The sequence below is a fragment of the Brevundimonas sp. genome (genome assembly GCF_031082345.1).
Classification (GTDB): domain Bacteria; phylum Pseudomonadota; class Alphaproteobacteria; order Caulobacterales; family Caulobacteraceae; genus Brevundimonas.
In genome coordinates, this window is the sequence record NZ_JAVHLH010000359.1 from 1 (window position 1) to 539 (window position 539).

General features: G+C 68.5%; 1 protein-coding gene. It reads left to right on the forward strand.

What is annotated here, in order from left to right:
• Nucleotides 1-49 precede the first annotated feature (49 nt).
• Nucleotides 50-539 (forward strand): helix-turn-helix domain-containing protein (locus RDU12_RS15265; protein WP_308685487.1); only part of this gene is annotated, 490 nt, incomplete at its 3' end.

A 539-nucleotide genomic window follows, 5' to 3' on the forward strand; every position in this document is an offset into this window, starting at 1 on the left:
GACGGCGGAGCTTTGCCTGAAATCCCCTCCCCTAACGGGGAGAAGACCGATGCTCACGCATCTTCCGGCCGCGAATGACATTCGCGGTCTACGACCAGTCACGCCCGAACTTCTGAGGGCCGAGGAAACCGCCAGGCGCTGGCGCGGCCTACCCAACGACGCCTCCAAGGGCCAGCTCCTGCAGCTCCTGGAAGACGTCCACCCGCGGGCCATGGGCGTCTCGAAGGGCGCACGGAACTACCTTCACTGGCTGGTCAAGATGCAGCCCGCCGCCTGCTTCGTGCGGACTGCCGATGTGAAGGGCGCGGCAGCGCTTCAACAGGGCCTCGCTCTCGTCTCCACCTATCAGGACGCCTATGTGTCGGCCGCGCTCGACATATCGGTCCGCAGCCTGGCGCGCTGGCGTGCCGAGTTGGCCGCCGCCGGCTGGATCGCCTTCCGCGACGCCCCCGACCGGTCGCGCTTCCGTCAGGGCCCGGCCGAGGCCCCCCAGGAGGCGTTTGGCGTCGACCTTCGCCCCCTCGTTGTTCGCTACGACG